Source organism: Paenibacillus sp. J22R98 (assembly GCF_059383835.1).
The window spans coordinates 1-19,735 of record NZ_JBXENW010000004.1 but is presented as its reverse complement, the minus strand read 5'-3'; the positions used below and the strand labels follow the sequence as shown (position 1 = coordinate 19,735).

Annotated in this window: 11 protein-coding genes; 9 read left to right on the top strand and 2 right to left on the bottom strand. The window is 51.6% G+C overall.

What is annotated here, in order from left to right; all coding sequences use genetic code 11:
* Window positions 1-56: 56 nt before the first annotated feature.
* The gene (gene uvrA / locus AC50Y3_RS13520; RefSeq protein WP_494819263.1) at window positions 57-2,942 is read left to right on the top strand and encodes an excinuclease ABC subunit UvrA; all 2,886 of its coding nucleotides are present in this window, start codon (window positions 57-59) and stop codon (window positions 2,940-2,942) included.
* A 160-nt stretch (window positions 2,943-3,102) separates the two neighbouring features.
* Here uvrA and AC50Y3_RS13515 read toward each other — a convergent pair whose 3' ends face one another.
* Window positions 3,103-4,713: a nitrite/sulfite reductase gene (locus AC50Y3_RS13515; RefSeq protein WP_494819262.1), complete on the bottom strand. Its 1,611-nt coding sequence runs from the start codon at window positions 4,711-4,713 to the stop codon at window positions 3,103-3,105.
* A gap of 347 nt (window positions 4,714-5,060) precedes the next feature.
* On the opposite strand from AC50Y3_RS13515, the gene AC50Y3_RS13510 reads away from it, so the two are divergent.
* Window positions 5,061-5,276 (top strand): hypothetical protein, encoded by a 216-nt coding sequence (locus AC50Y3_RS13510; RefSeq protein WP_494819261.1) that lies wholly within the window; start codon window positions 5,061-5,063, stop codon window positions 5,274-5,276.
* A gap of 157 nt (window positions 5,277-5,433) precedes the next feature.
* Here the strand turns inward: AC50Y3_RS13510 and AC50Y3_RS13505 are convergent, their stop codons facing one another.
* A complete protein-coding gene (locus AC50Y3_RS13505; protein ID WP_494819260.1) occupies window positions 5,434-6,402 on the bottom strand; it encodes a sugar phosphate isomerase/epimerase family protein in 969 nt (322 codons plus the stop codon).
* Window positions 6,403-6,759: 357 nt separating this feature from the next.
* On the opposite strand from AC50Y3_RS13505, the gene AC50Y3_RS13500 reads away from it, so the two are divergent.
* The 7 genes from AC50Y3_RS13500 to ligA all read left to right on the top strand — a co-directional run bounded on the left by AC50Y3_RS13500 (window position 6,760) and on the right by ligA (window position 19,322).
* Window positions 6,760-9,315 carry a U32 family peptidase gene (locus AC50Y3_RS13500; RefSeq protein WP_494819259.1) on the top strand — a complete coding sequence of 852 codons (2,556 nt, stop codon included), beginning with the start codon at window positions 6,760-6,762 and terminating at the stop codon, window positions 9,313-9,315.
* Between the two features lie 215 nt (window positions 9,316-9,530).
* Window positions 9,531-11,369: an AfsR/SARP family transcriptional regulator gene (locus AC50Y3_RS13495; protein WP_494819258.1), complete on the top strand. Its 1,839-nt coding sequence runs from the start codon at window positions 9,531-9,533 to the stop codon at window positions 11,367-11,369.
* Window positions 11,360-13,534, top strand: coding sequence for an ATP-binding SpoIIE family protein phosphatase (locus AC50Y3_RS13490; protein ID WP_494819257.1), 2,175 nt, complete (start codon window positions 11,360-11,362; stop codon window positions 13,532-13,534). The genes AC50Y3_RS13495 and AC50Y3_RS13490 overlap by 10 nt, the downstream gene beginning before the upstream one ends.
* Before the next feature lie 30 nt (window positions 13,535-13,564).
* A complete protein-coding gene (locus tag AC50Y3_RS13485; protein WP_091225055.1) occupies window positions 13,565-13,933 on the top strand; it encodes an STAS domain-containing protein in 369 nt (122 codons plus the stop codon).
* 45 nt (window positions 13,934-13,978) lie between these two features.
* Entirely contained in the window at window positions 13,979-14,692 is a 714-nt protein-coding gene (gene pcrB, locus AC50Y3_RS13480) for a heptaprenylglyceryl phosphate synthase (protein ID WP_494819256.1), read from the top strand.
* Between the two features lie 179 nt (window positions 14,693-14,871).
* Entirely contained in the window at window positions 14,872-17,250 is a 2,379-nt protein-coding gene (gene pcrA / locus AC50Y3_RS13475; protein ID WP_494819255.1) for a DNA helicase PcrA, read from the top strand.
* Window positions 17,251-17,279: 29 nt separating this feature from the next.
* A complete protein-coding gene (gene ligA / locus AC50Y3_RS13470; RefSeq protein ID WP_494819254.1) occupies window positions 17,280-19,322 on the top strand; it encodes an NAD-dependent DNA ligase LigA in 2,043 nt (680 codons plus the stop codon).
* Window positions 19,323-19,735 lie beyond the last annotated feature (413 nt).

Genomic DNA, 19,735 nt, shown 5'->3' with positions numbered 1-19,735 from the left:
TAGATAGCTTACGAAGTCGAATATAGTTCGTGCTATATTCTTAGGAGGATTAAACAGTGGCCAGTGATTCCATCGTAATTAAAGGGGCGAGAGCCCATAATTTGAAGAATATCGACGTGACGATTCCACGCGATAAATTTGTTGTGTTGACCGGGCTCAGCGGCTCCGGCAAATCCTCGTTGGCGTTTGATACGATCTATGCCGAAGGCCAGCGCCGATACGTCGAATCGCTGTCTGCCTATGCCCGTCAGTTTCTCGGACAAATGGAGAAGCCGGATGTGGATTCCATCGAAGGGCTTTCGCCGGCGATCTCTATCGATCAGAAGACAACGAGCCGCAACCCGCGTTCGACAGTCGGAACAGTAACGGAGATCTATGACTATTTGCGTCTCTTATTTGCGCGTGTAGGGAAACCGCACTGCCCGGACCACGGAATCGAAATTACTTCCCAGACGGTAGAGCAGATGGTTGACCGGATTATGGAATACCCAGAGCGGACGAAGCTGCAAATTATGGCGCCTATCGTCTCCGGACGGAAGGGCGAGCATTCCAAGCTGCTGGCTGATGTGCAGAAGCAAGGTTTTGTCCGTGTACGCGTCAATGGCGAGCTGCGCGAGCTAAGCGAGAAGATCGAGCTTGAGAAGAACAAGAAACATAATATCGAAGTCGTGGTTGACCGGATCGTCGTCAAGAGCGATATTCAGAGCCGTCTTGCCGACTCGCTCGAGACAGCAACGAAGCTGTCGGGCGGTCAAGTGCTCGTTGATGTCATGGAGAAGGAAGAGCTGTTGTTCAGCTCCAATCTGGCATGCCCGGTTTGCGGGTTTAGTATTGATGAGCTGGCACCTCGGATGTTCTCGTTTAACAGTCCATACGGCGCTTGCCCGGATTGTGACGGACTAGGTGCCAAAATGATCGTGGATCCGGATCTTCTTGTTCCGGATGCAAGCAAATCGATCGAAGAAGGCGCCTTCGAAGCATGGGCTGGCAGCACATCGAACTATTACCCGCAATTCCTTGAAGCCGTATGTGTGCACTTCGGTATTCCAAGGGATGTACCTGTAAGTGAACTGTCTGCAGATCATATGAAGAAGCTATTGAACGGGACAGGCGGAGAACGTGTACGGTTCCGTTATGAGAATGATTTCGGGCATTCCAAGGAAGCGCTCGTGCCATTCGAAGGGATTATCAACAATTTGGAGCGCCGCTATCGGGATACGGGTTCTGACGGCATCCGTGAACATATCGAACAATACATGAGCGCTAAGCCATGTGCAGGCTGCAAAGGCCATCGTCTGCGCAAAGAAAGTCTTGCCGTAACGATCGGCAGCCAAAATATTTCCCATGTGACTTCGCTCTCCATCGGTGATGCAGATCGTTTCTTCAATGCTCTTGAGCTTACAGAGAAGGAGAAGCTGATTGCGAACCTTATCTTGAAAGAAATCAACAGCCGCCTGGGCTTCCTAGTTAATGTCGGACTTGAATATTTGTCACTCAACCGTGCTGCTGGTACACTCTCCGGTGGTGAGGCGCAGCGTATTCGATTGGCTACGCAGATCGGTTCGAGTCTGATGGGCGTGCTCTATATCTTGGATGAGCCTAGTATCGGGCTGCATCAGCGCGACAACGATAAGCTTATCCAGACGCTAGAGCATATGCGTGATCTGGGTAATACGCTTATCGTCGTAGAGCATGATGAGGATACGATGCTGGCATCCGACTACATCATCGATATTGGACCGGGTGCCGGGATCCATGGCGGCCAAGTGGTCTCGATGGGAACGCCGGAAGAGGTGATGGCGGACGAGCAATCACTGACCGGCGCTTATCTGAGCGGCCGTAAGTTCATTCCGGTTCCGCTGAGTCGCCGTGCCACGAGCGACAAGTGGCTGGAAGTGAGAGGCGCGAAGGAGAACAATCTTCGGGGTGTGAATGCGAAGTTCCCACTGGGTGTCTTTACCGCCGTAACAGGCGTTTCCGGTTCCGGTAAATCGACGCTTGTTAATGAAATCCTCTATAAGACTCTCGCTCGTGATCTTAACAAAGCGAAGGTTCGTCCAGGTGAGCATAAGGAGATCCGAGGGCTTGAGCATATCGAGAAGGTTATCGATATCGATCAATCGCCGATCGGCCGTACGCCGCGTTCGAACCCCGCTACGTATACCGGCGTGTTTGATGATATTCGGGATCTATACGCATCGACGAATGAAGCGAAAGTTCGCGGCTATAAGAAAGGCCGCTTCAGCTTTAACGTCAAAGGCGGCCGCTGTGAATCCTGCCGCGGAGATGGCATCATCAAGATTGAGATGCACTTCCTTCCCGACGTTTATGTGCCTTGCGAGATTTGCAAAGGCAAACGGTACAATCGGGAAACGCTCGATGTGAAGTATAAAGGCAAGAGCATCGCGGAACTACTGGAGATGACGATTGAGAATGCCACCGAGTTCTTCCGCAATGTGCCTCGTATCCACCGGAAACTGCAGACGCTGCTCGATGTTGGTCTAGGTTACATGAACTTGGGTCAACCGGCAACGACGCTCTCCGGTGGCGAAGCACAGCGCGTGAAGCTTGCAGCCGAGCTGTATCGCCGCAGCACGGGCAAGATGCTCTATATCCTCGATGAGCCGACAACCGGTCTACATGTTGATGATATCGATCGTTTGTTAGTCGTCTTGCACCGTCTGGTTGACTCGGGCGAGTCGGTACTCGTTATCGAGCACAATCTCGACGTCATAAAGACAGCCGATTACTTGCTGGATCTAGGTCCGGAGGGCGGAAATGGCGGAGGTGCCATCGTAGCAACAGGTACGCCGGAGGAAGTGGTTAAAGTTGCGGGCTCGTATACAGGACGTTACTTGAAGCCGATCCTGGAACGTGACCGTGAGCGGACGATTGCACAGCAGCGAGAAGTTCAAAGCGTTGCTGCCGGCATTGAAGAATAACGTTTAAGCCACAAACAATACATCAAAGCCCCTAATCTCTACAAAGGCAGCCAGCTGAATGAAACACGGCAGTTGGTCACCAATATAAGCCTAGGGGCTTTCCGAATAACTCAGAACACAAAATAACGGCCCGAAGGATCATCCTTCGGGCCGTTAATCATTAGCTTGCCAAAATAGCAGTTAGTTTCTCTTGGAACGCCGGAACGCCGACACGTTTCACGAAGTTGTGGAACGTTTCGCCGGACTCGCGATCTTCTTTGTAGAACAGCAGCAGCTGTGCAAGCACGCCGCCAAGGTCATCGCCTTTGACGCGGCCTTTCAGCGATTCGTTAAATTTAGCGCCTGGTCCAAGAATACCGCCAACGGCGATATCGAATGCATCGACCATGCCTTCAGGCGTTTTCACAAGCGCACCTTGGAGACCGATGTCGGCAATGTGCTTCTGACCGCAAGCATTCGGACAGCCGATGAAGTGAATGCGGATTTTCTCATCCAGCTCTACGTGTTCATCCAGGAACTGAGCAACGCGGCGTGCGCGTTCTTTCGTTTCTACAACAGCCAGGTTACAGAACTCGTTGCCTGTGCAAGAAACAGTACGGCTCATGAACGGCTTCGCATTAGGGGAGAGACGTTTCAGAACAGGCAGTTGAAGCGCGGCTTCCACTTTATCGTCCGGAATGCCGGCTAACATAATGTTTTGCGACATCGTAGTACGGATTGTACCGTCGCCAAATTCGTCTGCAGCGTCAGCAAGCTGTTCCAGCTCATCGGAGTTCGTCCGACCTACCGGTACGTTCAGACCGATAAAGTTCAGTCCTTCTTGCTTTTGCGGGAAAACGCCATCATAGTAAACGGCATTCCAGCCTACAATTTTGCTCTCGCCTGCAGTTGGCATTTCACCGATAATTTCGATGAGCTTCTCTTGGAATTTCTCAGGACCCCAATCCGCCATGAGGAACTTCAAGCGAGCTTGGTGGCGCTTCTCGCGGTAACCGAAGTCACGGAAGATCGTTGTAACGCCAATCGAAACCTTAAGCACGTCCTCGGGACGAACGAACATATCGAGCTCTTTCGCAAGATGAGGCTTTGCGGACAAGCCGCCGCCAACATACACATGGAAGCCGATGACTTCTTCGCCGTCGATCACCTTAGTTGCAGGCGTGAAAGCAATGTCATTAATCTCTGCATGCGCATTGTTATAGATGTTAGAAGAAATGGACATTTTATATTTGCGAGGCAAATTGGAAAAATCACGGTTCATCAGGTAAAAATCATTTACCTGCTCAACAAGCTCACGCGTATCCATCAGCTCATCGCGGTCGATACCGGCAAGCGGGTTACCGACGATTGTACGCGGGCAGTCGCCGCAAGCTTCGTAGGAGTACAAGCCTACTGCTTCGAGACGGTTGAAGATGTCCGGCAGATCCTCGACTTTAAGCCAGTGATATTGAATCGCTTGACGAGTCGTTACATCAATAAGATCACGACCGTAATCGCGGCCAATGGAAGCAATTGCACGTGCTTGTGCAGATGTAAGAATACCGGTGTTGATCCGGATTCGCATCATGAAGTAGCCTTCACGGGGCTTCTGCTCGTAAACGCCAGCCCATTTGAAACGGTTCATATCGTCTTCGGGAATGGAAGCATATCCTTCCTTCGAATACTTGTCGATGATGGTACGAATTACATCCAGACCGTCTTTTTCCATTTTAATAAACTCAAATTTATTTAATTTGGAAGGGTCATTCATCCATACGGCTTCATATGCCATTGCTTCGTTCCTCCTAGGAATGTTATGCTCGGTTTGCTCTGCTCTAAAGGGTTCGAAAATCCGACGATTTCCGTATGAAATTACTATTATGAATGGTAACATAATTCAAACCATGCGACAATGAGAAGGAATGGGTCATCTATAAGGGTTACTTATAAAAGATGAAGACTCTGATTATAATGAATGCGCCTTCGTCAAAATGGGAGAAAGAATAGGGCTTCGCGATCTTTTACTTCTATGAATGGTGACAAACTTGTTACGATTCTCGTTTGTGGCTTGCATCGAGCTCGTGATGAGGCTAACATAACTAATATAGGCTACGTGCGAAAATAAGGAGGTCTTCACCAATGTTTCTTGCTGAGAATGCAGCAAATACACTTGCAAAGTTCGATCCCATGGATATTATGATGCTTTTGTTTACAATCGTTATTTTTATCGGCTGGGTGCGGTTGCTCATGGCTCGCCCGAAGAAGAACGTTTTTGCAATCGGATTTACAACGGTATCGTTGCTCGTGTTTCTGTTCGCGAACTACGTTATGATCTTCAAAGTCTGGCTGCAGTAATTTATACAGCCTGTGCCGATATAAGCCGCTCCGGTTCTTGCGCATATGCAAGAAGGCCGGGCGGCTTTTTTTGTGCTGCCATGATACTCAGGCTCACCGTAATACCAATGCAACAAAAAACTCCGGCCCATATAGGCCGGAGTTTCTTATAGGAAGATTAAACCCACCACATCTCGCCAAGCGGCTCTTTGATGAGGATGGATTGCAGGTTTTGAACAGCTTTCGTGAAACCTTCGTCTACGGACATCAGGCCGTCTTCGTGTTCGATGCTGACAACATAGTCGTAGCCAACAAGACGAAGCGCGCTGATGATATCGGCCCAAATTTTCATATCGTGGCCGTAACCAACAGTGCGGAACTGCCAAGCGCGGTCAAGCATCAATGCATAAGACTGCATGTCCGTTACGCCGTGCTTGTTCACGTTGTTCGTGTCAATCGTTGTATCTTTCGCATGGAAGTGGTGAATCGCGCCAGCGCGTCCAAGAATATGGATCGCTTGAACCGGATCGATTCCTTGCCACCACATGTGGCTAGGGTCAAGGTTAGCGCCGATTGCATCGCCGCAAGCCTCACGAAGGCGAAGCAGTGTTGCAGGGCTGTGTACGGAGAAGCCGCCGTGCAGCTCCAGGCCGATTTTGACATTGTTTTCTGCAGCAAGCTTAGCAATCTCGCTCCAGTAAGGAATTACTTTCTCTTCCCATTGCCATTTCAAGATATCTTGGAAATCGTTCGGCCATGGTGCAACCGGCCAGTTCGGGTATTTCGCATCCTCGTGGTCGCCAGGGCAGCCGGAGAATGTGTTTACAACAGGTACGCCAAGCTTGTTAGCAAGTACGATCGTTTTGCGGATGATGGCATCATGCTCGCTGGAAATCGCTTTTTGCGGGTGAAGCGGGTTAGCGTGGCAGCTAAGCGCGCTGATCGTCAAACCGCGGGACGCAATAGCATCTTTGAATGCTTTGAGTTTGCTTTCGTCAGCAAGCAGGGTGTCAGGGTCGCAGTGCGCGTTGCCTGGGTAGCCGCCGGTTCCGATTTCAATAGCATCCAAGCCTTTAGATGCGATGTAATCCAAAGCATCTTCAAATGATTTCTGTGCGAATAGGACAGAGAATACGCCGAGTTTCATACGTGTATAGTTACCTCCCAAATGGATATGTATTGCGAATGGCCTTTCTTATTATAGCATGGGCAGAAGACAAGGTTAAGATTCAACGTCTCCAATGCCAAAAAAGCATAGTAAGTGGACAAATACTGACTCCTAAAGATTAGCATTCCCATGAGCGCAATCGCAGCAAGATCGAGGAAGTTATTAACTCCTTCGCATTCAAAAATTAAAGAGTCGTACTCGACAAGCGTCGCTCTCTACCGGAAATATTTCGGAAGGGAGAGACTTATACGTAGGCCGGTCGCTTTTGTTTAGGCGAAAGCTCTGGTACACTTAAAACAAATAAGTGATTGATAGATAAGGATGGCGGAAGTCAAGATGGTAATGATGAAGCGGCAAGATGTCGAACTGCTGGCACCGGCCGGCGATTGGGATTGTATGAGGGCAGCTGTGGCAAATGGAGCCGACGCTGTTTTTTTTGGTGTAGAGAAATTCAATGCACGGGCGCGGGCGAACAATTTTCATACGGACGAGCTGCCGGAAATTATGGCTTTCCTGCACAGCTATGGCGTTAAAGGATTTCTGACCTTTAATATATTGGTGTTTGAAGAAGAATTGAATAGTGCGAAACAGCTGATCGAAGCTTGTATCGATGCAGGGGTAGACGCGGTTATCGTACAGGATCTCGGCCTGGTGAAGCTCATTAGAGAGCTGTCGCCGGATTTCCCGATTCATGGCTCGACGCAGATGACGATTACATCTCCGGAAGCGGTAGAGTTCACGAAGCCGTTCGATATCGAACGTGTCGTACTTGGCCGGGAGAATAATTTAAAACAAATCAAGACAATCGGCGAGCAAGCGAAACTTCCGATGGAAGTGTTTGTTCACGGAGCTCTTTGTGTATCGTACTCCGGTCAATGTTTGACCTCGGAGATGTGGGGAGGCCGTTCGGCCAACCGCGGCGAATGCGCGCAAGCCTGCCGGCTTCCGTACGATCTGATGGTAGATGGGGAGCAGAAGCCGATGGGCGATGTTACGTACCTGCTTTCGCCGAAGGATCTCGCAGCTGTTGAGCTTGTACCGGATCTGATCGAAGCAGGCGTGACTTCCTTTAAAATCGAAGGGCGTCTCAAAAGCCCTGAATATGTAGCCAACGTGGTGAGCAAATACCGCAAGGCGATTGATAAATATTTCGATGGGGATCGCTCTGCCCCTTCGAAGGAAGATATCCGCGAGCTGCAGCAGAGCTTCTCGCGCGGGTTTACACATGGCTTCTTAACCGGCACCAACAATAAGAAGCTCGTGGAAGGTACTTTCCCGAAAAGCCGCGGCGTCTATCTGGGACGCGTGGAGCGGGTGCTTCGCGATGCGGTTGTCTGCCGGATCGAAGCGCCGCTTAAACGCGGCGACGGGATTGTCTTCGACGCCGGGGATCCGACGAAGAAGGAAGAAGGCGGACGGGTCTACGATTTGCGCAGACAAGGCACGAAGTTCGAAGGCGAAGCACAAGAGGGTACCGTGATTGAATTGGTGCCGGGGCGTAACGATATCGACCTGCGCAAGGTTCATGTAGGCGATCGCGTTTGGAAAACAAACGATCCGGCGCTGGACAAACGTCTTCGTGCTTCATATGAAACCGAGAAGCCTTACCGCGTATTCCCGCTGCATGTGAAAGTGACGGGCGAGCTTGGACAGCCGCTTCGCACGTGGTGGACGGATGTCGAGAAGGGCAATACGGTCGAGATTGCCTCCGAGCTTCTGCTGGAGCATGCGGAGAAACGTCCGATGGACCAAGCGCTGCTCGAGGAGCAGCTGGGCCGCCTTGGCGGCACGGTGTATCAGCTCGAATCGCTTGAGGTCGACCTGCAAGGCGACCTCATCGTGCCGATGCGCGAGCTGAACCGGATGCGCCGCGAAGCGGCCGAGGCTTTGGCGGGCGAACGGCCGAAGCCGCCCGTGTATGTGAAGCGCCCCGTCGAGGTTTACGACGACGTGCGCAGACGCGGCGAAGCCGCTGGCACAGGCAGCGCCGGCGCCGGTGGCGAGCTTGCGGCCGCGGGCCGCGGCGCTGGGGCACAGCTGACGGTGCTCTGCCGCAGCTTGCCGCAGCTTGAAGCTGCGGTGCGTTCCGAGAAAGTCGGCATGGTTTATGCCGATTTCGAGTTCATCAAGCAGCTTCCCGCTGCGATGGAGCTTGCGCGGAGCGCGGGCAAGCCGATTGGGCTGGTGACGCCGCGGATTCATATGCCGAACGAGAACGGCTACCATGCGAATATTTTGAAGCTGAAGCCTGATGCCGTCCTGGTACGGAATACGGGTGCGCTGTATTACTATTTGCGGGCACGTGCTTCCAAGCCCAATGAGCCGTTCCCAACGTTAATCGGGGACTTCTCGCTGAACATTGCGAATCATAAAGCGGCTGATCTGTTCTTCGATGCCGGCTGCAGCCTGGTTACACCGTCTTATGACTTAAACGTACAACAGATGTTCGATTTGCTTCGCAATAGCGATACATCGCGCATGGAAGTAGTCATTCATCAGCATTTGCCGATGTTCCATACGGAGCACTGCGTATATTGTACGTTCCTGAGCGAAGGCACGGACTTCACGAACTGCGGCAGACCATGTGAAGACCGCCGCGTTTCGCTGCAAGACCGAATCGGCATGTCTCACCCGGTTCGCGTCGACGAAGGCTGCCGGAATACGGTATATAACGCCATCGAGCAGTCAGGCGCGGAATACATGAAACAATTTGGTGATCTCGGTGTAGCTTCTTTCCGGATTGAGTTCCTGGAAGAGACTGCCGATAAAGTGGATGAGGTTATCGAGCTGTACAGCGATGCAATCGCCGGTCGCATTGGCGGTACGCAAGTGTGGCGCAGTTTGAAAGCCATCAATCAACTCGGCGTCACAAGAGGTCAGCTGGTAAAATAATACGTAGAGGGGCAGCTTTGGCGGCCCCTCTTTTCTTATATAGTCTATATTTCCTATTCTCCCCTTACAAATTTCTTTCATTTTCGACAGTCAGGGAGGTTTTCGGGATTGGGGGGCGAATAGTAGCATTAATTCATGTTGTATATATTTCGAGCCGGCAAGTCATGCTGACCTGCCGGGAGTCGAGAATAAGATAGGCTTGGTGAGGATAACCAATGAAGCAACCTAACAAGGTGAAGACCAACCAGGACGGTTGGCAAATGGAAGTATTGAAGGTCGAACGGACGATTCTGGACGGCCAAATGCCCGCTATTACGCAATTGCTGGCCATTCCGGCTGATATAAGACTAAAGTCGCCGCTGCTGCTTCGTGCCGAATGTGAGGATGGCCTGCTTAGCGGACGCTTAATCGAAACGAAGCAAAGGCTGGAAGCGGCGCTGCGAGGTTTTGCCGCGCAAGCGGATGATTCCTCGATGCTGACGATGATGGCGATGCTGGGTCTATTGTATGAGCAGGTAGGCGATAAGCAGGAGTCGAAGCCTGTAATGGCACTGCTGGCACAGGAGTGGGAGCGTAATCCGGAGCACTGCAGCGGTTTTGTGCCATGGGCACTGGCCCGCGCGGCAGCGAATGGAGCCGCTCAATATGAAATGGCGCAGGGTCTCTTTATTATGGCCGCTGAACGTTTTAGAGAAGAAGGCAAGCCGCTATGGATGGGGTTTGTTTTGCTCGATCGGCAGTTGTTTGATCCGCTCGAGAAGGAGCATCCCGATTGGCAGCTATGGCTGCACTGGCTCAAGCGTCATATGGCGAACAACCCATCAGGCACGGTGCTGGTTCATTTGCTGACAAGTAAAGAGCCTGACGCGGAGATGTGTGCGAGGCTTCCGGAACGGTTCGCTTATTTGAGCAAAGCCATTCTCATGCAGCAGCCGGATGAGGAGCTTCCTGCCGATCTGACAGCGGATATTGAAAGCACGATTTTTGCCAGTGGCGCTCGAATGAAACGACTTCTCCAAGAGGGGCAGCTTGTTCTCGCTGAACAATTTTATCCGAAGCTGGATCGGCTGCGTAAGCTTGTCTCCACGCCGGCGATAGACCGTATTGCAATGGAGATCAAGCAAACGATGGCGGAACAGGCGAATGTGGAAGCGCACACGATTACGTTCTTTGCACAAGAGCAAATTAGGCAGCAGCAATTATCCGAGTTGGACCAGCAGTCCGGATCCGATCCGATGCATAGAGAAGAAACACAACTGGATGCTGAGACTGACGCTGCGAACGATAATGAAGAGGCCGTTGAAACCATGGCAGCGAAATGGCGAGTACAGCTCATTGACGGGATCAGCTTCAGTACGCCTGAAGGCAAACTGGCCGAGCCGATATGGAAACGGCGGAAAGCCGGAGAATTATTCGTGTATTTATTGCTTCAACCGGGCTACAAGGCGAACAGAGAGCAGGTCATTGAACGGGTTTTCGGTGAAGGCGATCCGGCTAAACGTTCTAATCAGCTCTATGTCACCCTTCATGACTTACGTTCCTCGTTGCGAGAGCTTGGCATGCCGGAGGATCTTGTCTATGCCAAACGAGGTGTTGTCGGCATCTCGGAACTCACTTTTGAAGCAATCGATGTGGAGAGTTATTTGACACTGTCACGTGTTGGCGACCAGCTCTGGATGGATGACCGCGAAGAAGCCTGCCGTTTGTACGACAAGGCGCTGCCTCTCTATGGTCTGCTCGGTACGGAGCTTCCGTATGCGGAGTGGCTGGAGCGAGTCAGGGAACAGCTCTTGGATCGGCAGACGAATATGATTAAGCGAATTGCCGGCTACTACAGTGAGTTGCATGATGAGGCCAGAGTTGAGCAGAGTTTAGCGGAATGGATTGCTCTGCGGCCTGACCAGGAAGAAGCTTACGAGGCGATGATCAGATTATGCTTACGCGGAGATCGGAGAATCGAAGCGATTGGCTGGTATCGCCGCCTAGAGCGTGTTTGCAAAGAGGAACTGGGCAGTGAACCGCTCGAAGAGGTTAGGAACCTGCTATGGAATTGACGACGAGACCGAGCAAGAATCGGCCATCCAATGGAGGACGCTCGCTGATTAACCGGTTATTGATCATCTATGTCATTGCATTGGTGCTCAGTTTAATGATTTTGCGTGCGGAAACCATGCTGGTTGCGCACTTTGAGGCCATGTTCCCTTTTCCGTTTATCGTGAACGTGCTCGGGGCTGTCATGCTTGCCGTCGTTCTTGTTTGTGCATCGGCGTGGCGGCTTCAGCCGGTCATCAAGGAGCTCCAGGAAGAAGAGTCGTCCGCTTCGAAGGGAATACGCCGCGACAACAGTCTGACGAATATCGCACTCATCCGTTTGTATCGTATGCCATATGAGCTTCTGGTCAGCGTGCTGCTGCTCGGTCTGCTGATCTCAGCAAGCTTTCATTTGGCGGATATCATCCAGGTGTGGAATGATGAAGAGAACGGGTATTCCTTCGATTGGCTTCAGTTGACCGGCATTATGGCGGGCGAGCAAAGCCTGATCATGACGGTGGCACTCGTGCTCTTCACCTCGGTGCGGAGACTGTTTCGTCCGTATATGATGAAGCTGCAGCCGCTTTCCGGCAACTTTGACGGGCGAGCTTCTGTTTCGCAGCCGCTGGTTATTACGTATACGTGTACCTTCCTAGTGACGATTCTGAGTTTGTTTCAGCTGGCGATTGTGACCGCGAGACCGCATGAATCGATGGAGCCCTACAAATTCGGATTGATCGCTTTATTTTATTTTCTTATTGGGTTAAGTTTGTTCAGCTATGTGACGATGCAATTTAGACAGGAGCTTCGCGGTCTCATAAGGGATATCCGGGGACTGGTTGGCGGCAATGATATTCGGCATGCCAATGCAACGTCTGTTGTTCATGACGAAGCCGGAGAGCTTGCGGTGGCATACAGCGAGCTGCAAAATCGGATTAATCGGGAATATGAATCGCTGGAGCGGGAATTGAAAATGGCTTACAATGTGCAACAGAAGCTGCTTCCACCCGGGAATTTGACGATTGGCGCCTATCACATTACAGCACGCTGTCAGTCGTACCGAGAGGTCGGCGGGGATTTCTTCGACGTCGTGTCGCTTGGCCCAAGCCGGTTTGCGGTCATGATTGGTGATGTGTCAGGCAAAGGATTGCCTGCGGCACTCATTATGTCAGCGCAGCTTCTCGTGTTCCGCTCTGAAATCCGAAGAAACGGCAGCCCTTCGGAGGTGCTTGCGCGGATGAACCGGCAGCTGTGCGAAGCGATGGGGGAAGAAGGCTGTGTTTCCATCGGTGTAGGCGTCATAGATTTAACTAATAATAAGTTACAATATGCCAGTGCAGGACATCTATCGCCATACATCATTGCCAAAGACGGGCAGTTCACCGCCATTGATTGCAGTTCACTTCCGATTGGAATTGACCCTGAGGCAATCTACGAGGAGAAGGATTTACAGTTGAAGGATGGAGACCGCTTCCTGTTATATACGGATGGACTAATTGAGGCTATCGATCGAACCGGCAAAATGTACAGCTTCGAAGGACTGGAAGCGGAGATTGCCACCTGGTCAGAGGGCGATTTGTCTGCCGTTGTGGATGAATGGCTCACTCGTGTCGATCAGGCATGCGGTCCGGGGCAAGACGATCGTACCGTGGTAGTGCTGGAGCTGGTGGGGGAATATCGCAGTGCACTGGATAAACTGGATCTTCCGCGAGGCGAATACAGTGATGTAGCGGCCGCGTTTGATAATCCGTTTATGACGCGCGAGTGGTCCTTGCGCAGCAAGCTCGGCGAAGAGCGTATTATCGCCTTGAAACTGGGTGACTGGATTCAAGAGAGATGGCCGGAATCCGGAATTAAAGAGGATGTCCAGAGTGCCGTGTGCGAAGCGATGATTAATGCGATTGAACATGGCAATAAGCTGCAGCCGAATACTTACGTTACCGTCATCGCCCAAATCGGCGGCATGCTGTCCGTTTGCCGCATTTATGATGAAGGCGGCGGCTATTATCCAAGGCTCTCCCGCGATGAAGCGGAGATGCGCAAGAAGCTGGAATCCGAGGACCCGAGAGGCTGGGGACTGGTTATGATTGATTCCTTGGCCGATTACTGGACGACAGGCCGAGACGAGCGCGGATTTTATACGGAGCTTTATTTTATGAGAAAATTACAGACGGCTTCTGGCGGATAACTGATGACCTGGACAAGGGGGCTTGAGAAGATGAGCGAACAACCATTGCAAATTGAAACGCGGAAATTCCCAAGCGGAATGGTACTGAAGCTGGAAGGCGATTTAAGCAAAGCAGCCGAGGGTAAGCTGATCGCGGGCTTTGAGCAAGAATCGGAGCTCGGCCGAAGCATTCGGTTTCTGGCACTGGATCTAACGAAAGTCGATTATATTAATAGCGGCGGGATGGCGGTGCTGATCCGGCTCGCTCGGATGGGCAGCAAAGCAGGTGTACATACTTTCGCATGGGGCATTACGCCCCATTACGAGAAGCTGTTCCGCATGGTAGGATTAACGGAGTTTATGATGATTTATCCCAATGAGTTTGCCGTTATGCAGCGAATTGAGGCGCTCGAGCTGTAAGCCGGCTTGAAGATGACAGGATATCTAGATTGGGCGGAGGGCAACATGGAACTGCAATCGGCAATTTATAAAGAATGGCGGCATGTATTTAAGCTCGATCCGGAACGTGAAATCAGTGATGAGCGGCTCGATGCCATCTGCATGTCCGGAACCGACGCTATCATAGTGGGCGGATCAAGCGGTGTTACCTTTGACAATACCGTCGATCTGATGTCGCGCATTCGCCGGTATGAGGTGCCTTGCGCGCTTGAGGTGTCGAACGAAGAGGCCGCAGTGCCGGGATTTGACCATTATTTCATTCCGCTTGTGCTGAATACCGATAAGGCAGAGTGGCTCGCAGGCAGGCAAATACAGGCGTTGCGTAAATTCGGAGCGTTCATCCCCTGGGAGAACACTTCGGCAGAAGGATACCTGATCTTGAACGAGGAAGCCCTGGCGGCGAAGCTTACGGGGGCTCAGGCAGGGCTTGACTCTGAGACGGTAGCGGCTCATATTTATATGGCGGATCGGCTTATGCATTTGCCGGTGATTTATATGGAGTACAGCGGTAAGTTCGGCGACATGGTGCTGGTGAAGCGGGCCTCACGGCTTGTGACGGGGGCAAGGTTGTTCTATGGCGGGGGCATTGATGATGCGGCAAAAGCAAGACAGGCGGCAGAAGCGGCGCATACGATTATCGTAGGCAATGTCATTTATGATGATCTGACCGCGGCTTTGTCCACGGTGGATGCTGTATTATCTACGGATCTGCCCAAGTAAGCGAACGATAGCAGAAATGAACAAGAACGGCTTCGAAATGAATCGGCTACGTCATTTCGGAGGCCGTTTTTATTTACAGGAAAATGCCTGCAAACGATCGGTTATAATTGACACAGTCATGGCGGTTGTCTAGACTGAAGTAAGGCGAACAAATGCGAACAAAGGGGTTTATTTTCTCTATGTTAAACGAATTCAGCATCGACCAGGCCGTTCAGAAATTGAACGCGCCTCAGCGTGCAGCTGTGCAAGCAACAGATGGGCCGCTGCTAATCATGGCAGGAGCGGGAAGCGGCAAGACGCGCGTGCTCACGCACCGTATTGCATACTTAATCGAGAAGAAGCGAGTAGCGCCATGGAGCATCTTGGCGATTACCTTTACCAATAAAGCATCACGAGAAATGCAGCAGCGGGTAAGTGCGCTGGTCGGCAATGCCGGGCAAGATATTTGGGTATCGACTTTCCACTCGATGTGCGTGCGTATCTTGCGCAGAGACATTAACCGAATCGGCTTTACGAACAGCTTCTCCATCCTGGATTCCGCAGACCAACTGTCGGTTATCCGTAACTGTATGAAGGATCTTAATATCGACACGAAGAAAGTCGAGCCGAAGAGTGTGCAGGCTGCACTTGGCGGGGCGAAGAATGAGCTGATTTCACCGGAGCAATTCGAACTGAAGATCGGGGATTATTTTGACGGCATCGTGTCTAAGGTGTACACCGCTTACCAGAAGCGGCTGAAGAGCAACAACTCCTTAGACTTCGACGATCTCATCATGAAGACGATCCAATTGTTCAAGGACGAGCCGGATGTTCTTGCTTTCTACCAGAACAAATTCCGTTACATCCATGTCGATGAGTATCAGGATACGAACAGAGCGCAATACATGTTGTGCAAAATGTTAGCCGACAAACATCACAATATCTGCGTTGTAGGGGATAGCGACCAATCGATTTACCGGTGGCGCGGCGCGGATATTACAAATATTTTGAACTTTGAGGAAGACTACCCGGAAGCGCAAACGATCATGCTGGAACAGAACTACCGTTCCACTGCGAACATCTTGAACGCGGCCAATGCCGTCATTAAGCTCAACAGCAGCCGGAAGCCGAAGAAGCTGTGGACGGATCAGGGTGAAGGTGAAGCAATCACCGTTTATCAGGCGGATACGGAGCATGACGAAGGGTACTTCGTAACCGGGGCTATTCGCAAACATGTTGGCGGCGGCCGGAAGTTCGGCGATCATGCCATCCTGTACCGGACGAATGCACAATCACGGGTGATAGAGGAAACGCTCATTAAATCCGATATTCCGTATCAAATCGTCGGCGGCGTAAAGTTCTATGATCGCAAAGAGATTAAGGATTTGCTTGCATACTTGCGGCTTGTTTCGAATCCGGATGACGACATCTGTTTCCAACGGATTGTGAATGTTCCGAAGCGGGGAATCGGCGATACGACAGTTGCAAAGCTGTTCGACGAAGCGGGCCTGCGCGGGATTTCGGTATTTGCGCTGCTGGAGCAGTTGGACTGGCTTGATCTGACCGGGCGTGCTCGCACGGCGCTTGCGGAATTCCGCGATATTATTGATAACTTAACGCGTATGGTCGAATACCTATCCGTAACAGAGTTGACGGAGAAGGTATTGGAACTGAGCGGCTACCGTGAGGAGCTGCATCGTGAGAATACACTGGAGTCGAAAGCGCGCCTGGAGAATATCGACGAGTTTCTCTCTGTGACGCAGGACTTTGAGAAGCGTAACGAAGACAAGTCATTAGTTTCATTCCTAACAGACCTTGCCCTTATTGCAGACATCGATTCTATGGATAAAGATGAGCCGGAAGGCGGCGTGAAGGACGCAGTCGTGCTGATGACCATGCACAGTGCCAAAGGCCTGGAGTTCCCGATCGTATTCATTATCGGTATGGAGGAAGGTGTATTTCCTCACAGTCGGGCAATGAATGATAACGAGGAGCTGGAAGAGGAGCGCCGTCTTGCCTACGTTGGGATTACACGTGCGGAGAAGCAGCTTTATCTGACTAGCGCACGCATGCGTACGCTGTTTGGCCGGACGAATGCGAATATGCCTTCGCGATTCCTGCGGGAGGTTCCGGATGAGCTGAAGACGGATGCATCTGCTACGGGACGCGGGCGTCCGGCAGGCGGCGGTATCGGATTTGGCTCAGGCAGCCGTGGTACCGGTGGTATTGGAGGCGGAACTGGCGCTGGAGCTTCCGGTTCAACGGGGTTTGGATTCCGCAGCGGCGCGACGTCGCCGGCAGCGCGGTCAGGCTCTTTATCCGGAGCTGGTAGTAATAGCAGCGGCGTTAGAGTCACTTCGCCAGCGGATGCGGCGCGTGCAGCTTCAGGTGCAGCAGCTGGAGCGGGAGCAGGCGGCGAGTTTGTAGCCGGCGATAAAGTGTCACACGGCAAGTGGGGCATCGGCACGATTGTTTCCGTCCGAGGCACAGGCAATGACAAAGAGCTTCAAATCGCATTCCCAGCCCCGGTAGGACTGAAGAAGCTGCTCGCAAGCTTTGCACCGATTACGAAAGTATAAGTAATTTGAACGAGAGAGGGAGAACGTCTATGACGACTGCGATGGAACCGGGACCTAATACCGAGCCGATGAAGCTTGCGAGAATGCGCGAGCTAATAGACCTCATTGCGGAGCACAATCACAACTATTACACGCTGGATCGGCCGACGATCAGCGACAAACAGTGGGATGAGCTATATGACGAGCTGGTGAGCTTGGAGCAAGAGACAGGCAGCCTGCTTCCGGATTCGCCGACACAGCGCGTAGGCGGCGATATTTTGAAAGGCTTCGAGCCGCATCGTCATCGCGCCCGGCTCTGGAGTCTGGATAAAGCGCAGGACACCGAGGATCTGCTTGCTTGGAATACGCGGGTGAAGAAGGCAATCGCAGACTATAACACCAAGAATCCAAGCGAAAATCCGCTGCCTGAGCCTAGTTATGTCATCGAGCTCAAATTTGATGGACTTACGCTTAACTTGACTTACGATCAAGGTAATCTCGTGCAAGCATCGACTCGCGGTAATGGCGTTGTTGGCGAGGGGATTCTGGCGCAAGTGAAGACGATTCGTTCCATACCGCTTACGATTCCTTTCAAAGACGGTCTTATTGAGGTTCAAGGCGAAGGCATTATGAATCTCTCTGTACTCGAAGCTTACAATGTAACGGCCGCTGAGCCGCTTAAGAACGCACGTAATGCAGCTGCAGGCGCGCTTCGTAATCAGAACCCGCGGATTACAGCAGAGCGGAAGCTAAACGCGTTCTTCTATAATATCGGGTTTGCCGAGGGGGTATCCTTCGAGCAGCACGCAGAGATGATTCAATTCCTGAAGGATAACCGATTTAAGGTTAATCCCTATACGTTGTACTGTACGACGATCGAAGAGGTGCAAGCAGAGCTTGAACGCGTTGCCGAAGGACGGAGCGAGCATGACTTCCTCATTGATGGTGCAGTCGTGAAGCTGACGGACATGCGGACGCGCGAAGCGCTTGGCTATACCGATAAATTCCCCCGCTGGGCTGTAGCATTCAAGTTCGAGGCAGAAGAGACGACAACGATCTTGGAGTCTGTTTCCTGGGAAGTGGGCCGTACCGGCAAAATCACGCCGGTCGCACGCGTCGAGCCGGTTGATCTCGCAGGCGTTACCGTTCAGAACTGTACGCTCAACAATATCGGCGATATCGAGCGTAAGAATCTGAAATTCGCGCTCGGCACCCACGTAGTGATTCGCCGTTCCAACGACGTCATTCCGGAAATTCTGGGCAAAGCCGACGACGAGCCTGGCGTAGAAATTGTAGCGCCTACCGCATGCCCATCCTGCGGGACGCCTCTGGAGCTGCGCGGGGCGCATCTGTTCTGCAACAATAAGCTTGGCTGCAGACCGCAGACGATCGGCCGCATCACGCATTTCTCGTCCCGTGATGCGATGGATATCGAATCGTTCAGCATTATGACAGCAGAGCAGTTATTCGATGAGTGCGGGGTTCGCGACCCTGCGGATCTCTATTCGTTGACCTATGATCAGTTAATCGGACTTGATCGCTTCGGTGATCGCAAGGCACGTAAGCTGCTTGAGGCGCTTGAGAAGTCCAAAGATCGCGATCTGGCAGCGTTCCTATTTGCTCTTGGTATTCCGAATACTGGCAAAGCGACGACAAAGATGCTCGCGGATCATTTCGGCAGCTTGAGTGCTGTTCGGGCCGCGACCGTTGAGGAGCTTATAGGCTTACCGGACGTAGGCGGTATTGTGGCGGAAAGCATCTACACGTACTTTAACGATCCGATTATCGCGGAGAGCTTAGATCGTATGCTGGCGCTTGGCGTTAAAGCAGAAGCGGAGCAGCAAGAGGCTGCACGGACGGATAGCATATTCAGCGGCAAAACCGTCGTGCTTACCGGGACGCTCTCCCTTATGACGCGCGATGAGGCAGCGAAGAAGCTTGAGGCGCTTGGAGCGAAGATCAGCGGAAGCGTTTCTAAGAAGACCGACTTCGTCATCGCCGGTGAGAGTGCAGGCAGCAAGCTTACTAAGGCGCGCGATCTCGGGGTAACCGTTATCGAGGATGAAGAGGAACTGCTTAAGCTACTGCAGTAATTGATGTAGTAAATGATTAGGAGCATGAATTCTACGCAGACCGTAGAGAGCATGCTCCTTTGTCATTTTTTACAAGTTGCAATGGGTTTTCCGATATGTTAAATTATTTCTTGTCGCTTCTGAGACATACGGCAACAACAACATACAGCTTTCGACAGAAAGTAATAAAGTTGTTGACACATGATGACGAAGCTGGTAAAATAATCACTTGTCACCACGAAAGTGAGACAAACAAGTTCTTTGAAAACTGAACATATGAATCACGTCAGATTCAACAAAATGTTTTAAATACCGCGAAACATAACGTTTCGCAAAGCTAGTTTTTTGAATGAGCTAACAAGCGAATTCTTAAAAATGGCCAAGCCTTCGGGCTTACCACTTTTATGGAGAGTTTGATCCTGGCTCAGGACGAA